Annotated in this window: 2 rRNA genes; both read right to left on the bottom strand. The window is 55.7% G+C overall.

Going from position 1 to position 3,507, the window contains the following annotated elements:
• Positions 1 to 24: 24 nt before the first annotated feature.
• Positions 25 to 142, bottom strand: a 5S ribosomal RNA gene (gene rrf, locus ACGFH6_RS44600).
• A gap of 160 nt (positions 143 to 302) precedes the next feature.
• Positions 303 to 3,427 (bottom strand): 23S ribosomal RNA (locus ACGFH6_RS44595).
• Between the last annotated feature and the right edge of the window lie 80 nt (positions 3,428 to 3,507).

The raw sequence follows: 3,507 nt of genomic DNA, 5'->3' as shown, positions 1-3,507 counted from the left end.
GGGGTGGCCCTTAACAGTGTGAATGTCCGGCGGCGTCCTACTCTCCCACGACCTCCCGGTCGCAGTACCATCGGCGCTGTCGGGCTTAACTTCCAGGTTCGGAATGGAGACTGGGTGTTTCCCCGACGCTATGGCCACCGAAACTCTATCGAAATATCAACCAACCACTACCACGAGCCACACACACCCCTCGCGGGGTGGGGCTGGGGGTTGACCGTATTCCGGGAACCGTACAGTGAACGCGAACATAACTTGTTACTTGTAGCGCAGCGTTGAAGCCACGTCCCACACAGTGTGTGGTGTGTGACAAGCCCTCGGCCTATTAGTACCAGTCAGCTACACACCTTGCGATGCTTCCACTTCTGGCCTATCAACCCAGTGGTCTACTGGGGGCCTTACCCGGTTAACCCGGTGGGAGACCTCATCTTGAAGCGTGCTTCCCGCTTAGATGCTTTCAGCGGTTATCACTCCCGAACGTAGCCAACCAGCCGTGCTCCTGGCGGAACAACTGGCACACCAGAGGTTCGTCCACCCCGGTCCTCTCGTACTAGGGGCAGCCCTTCTCAAGTCTCCTGCGCGCGCAGCGGATAGGGACCGAACTGTCTCACGACGTTCTAAACCCAGCTCGCGTGCCGCTTTAATGGGCGAACAGCCCAACCCTTGGGACCTACTCCAGCCCCAGGATGCGACGAGCCGACATCGAGGTGCCAAACCATCCCGTCGATATGGACTCTTGGGGAAGATCAGCCTGTTATCCCCGGGGTACCTTTTATCCGTTGAGCGACGGTGCTCCCACATGCCACCGCCGGATCACTAGTTCCGACTTTCGTCCCTGCTCGACATGTCTGTCTCACAGTCAAGCTCCCTTGTGCACTTACACTCGACACCTGATTGCCAACCAGGCTGAGGGAACCTTTGAGCGCCTCCGTTACCTTTTAGGAGGCGACCGCCCCAGTCAAACTACCCACCAGGCACTGTCCCTGATCCGGATAACGGACCAAAGTTAGACAGCCAGAACAACCAGAGTGGTATTTCAACGATGACTCCACCCGAACTGGCGTCCGAGCTTCACAGTCTCCCACCTATCCTACACAAGTTGTACCGACCACCAATACCAAGTTGTAGTAAAGGTCCCGGGGTCTTTCCGTCCTGCTGCGCGTAACGAGCATCTTTACTCGTAATGCAATTTCGCCGAGTCCACGGTTGAGACAGCGCCCAAGTCGTTACGCCATTCGTGCAGGTCGGAACTTACCCGACAAGGAATTTCGCTACCTTAGGATGGTTATAGTTACCACCGCCGTTTACTGGCGCTTAAGTTCAAAGCTTCGCCGGCCGAAACCAGCTAACCTGTCCCCTTAACGTTCCAGCACCGGGCAGGCGTCAGTCCGTATACATCGAATTACTTCTTCGCACGGACCTGTGTTTTTAGTAAACAGTCGCTTGGGCCTGGTCTCTGCGGCCATCACCGCTTCCCCCAGCAAGTGAGGTAACGGTTCCGGCCCCCCTTCTCCCGAAGTTACGGGGGCATTTTGCCGAGTTCCTTAACCATGGTTCACTCGATCGCCTCGGTATTCTCTACCTGATCACCTGTGTCGGTTTGGGGTACGGGCGGCTCTAACACTCACTGCGAAGTTTTTCTCGGCAGCATGGGATCATCCACTTCCCCTAAACGGGTCCGCCTCGGCTCTCAGGCTATATGAGACACGGATTTGCCTATGCCTCGCCCTACCACCTTGCCCGCGGATCAGCTTACGCCTACCATCGCCGCGGTTGGACTACCCTCCTGCGTCACTCCTCAATGCACCTACTACCACCTCGGGCCACCAACGCCACCGATCCATCCGAAGACATCACGACTTAGTTGGCTTAGCATCAGCAGGTTCGGTCGGGTCGTGTTAATGCCGGTACGGGAATATCAACCCGTTGTCCATCGACTACGCCTGTCGGCCTCGCCTTAGGTCCCGACTTACCCAGGGCAGATTAGCTTGACCCTGGAACCCTTGATCATCCGGCGGACGGGTTTCTCACCCGTCATTCGCTACTCATGCCTGCATTCTCACTCGTGCAGCATCCACAACTCCATCACTAGGCTGCTTCACACGCTGCACGACGCTCCCCTACCCATCCACACACCTGGACCCAGAACAAGTCTGAGCCGAGTACTAGTATGAATGCCACAGCTTCGGCGGATTGCTTGAGCCCCGCTACATTGTCGGCGCGGAATCACTTGACCAGTGAGCTATTACGCACTCTTTCAAGGGTGGCTGCTTCTAAGCCAACCTCCTGGTTGTCTGGGCAACTCCACATCCTTTTCCACTTAGCAATCGCTTAGGGGCCTTAGCTGGTGATCTGGGCTGTTTCCCTCTCGACTACGGAGCTTATCCCCCGCAGTCTCACTGCCGCGCTCTCACTTACCGGCATTCGGAGTTTGGCTGATTTCGGTAAGCCGGTAAGCCCCCTAGACCATCCAGTGCTCTACCTCCGGTAAGAAACACGCGACGCTGCACCTATATGCATTTCGGGGAGAACCAGCTATCACGGAGTTTGATTGGCCTTTCACCCCTATCCACAGGTCATCCCCCAGGTTTTCAACCCTGGTGGGTTCGGTCCTCCACGCGGTCTTACCCACGCTTCAACCTGCCCATGGATAGATCACTCCGCTTCGGGTCTAGAGCATGCGACTAAAACGCCCTATTCAGACTCGCTTTCGCTACGGCTACCCCACACGGGTTAACCTCGCCACACACCACTAACTCGCAGGCTCATTCTTCAAAAGGCACGCCGTCACACCCCACAAGGAGATGCTCCGACGGATTGTAGGCAACCGGTTTCAGGTACTATTTCACTCCCCTCCCGGGGTACTTTTCATCTTTCCCTCACGGTACTAGTCCGCTATCGGTCACCAAGAAGTATTTAGGCTTAGCGGGTGGTCCCGCCAGATTCACACAAGATTTCAAGAGTCCCGTGCTACTCGGGAAAACACTCGAGAGTCACCGTCTTACGCCTACGGGGCCATAACCCACTACGGCTCAACATTCCAGAAGATTCGACTTCAACGATGATTTATAACTCTCCGACACCACGGCATTAGTGTCTGAATGCTCCCACAACCCCACATACGCAACGCACGCCGGCTATCACACGCACATGGTTTAGCCTCATCCGCTTTCGCTCGCCACTACTCACGGAATCACAATTGTTTTCTCTTCCTGCGGGTACTGAGATGTTTCACTTCCCCGCGTTCCCTCCAGAACCCTATGTGTTCAGGCACTGGTAACTGGCTTTAGAATGCCAGCTGGGTTTCCCCATTCGGACACCCCCGGATCACAGCTTGGTTGCCAACTCCCCGGGGCTTATCGCAGGCTCCAACGTCCTTCATCGGCTCTTGGTACCAAGACATCCACCGATTGCCCTTAGTAGCTTGTCACAAAACAAAACAACAAAATTACGCTACAAAGAGATGCTCGCGTCCACTATACAGTTCTCAAAATACGGGCAGGAACACCG

This window comes from Kribbella sp. NPDC049227, from assembly GCF_043197265.1.
GTDB lineage: Bacteria > Actinomycetota > Actinomycetes > Propionibacteriales > Kribbellaceae > Kribbella.
Note: the sequence above shows the minus strand (reverse complement) of the source record. Positions and strands in the feature narration are given on the sequence as shown.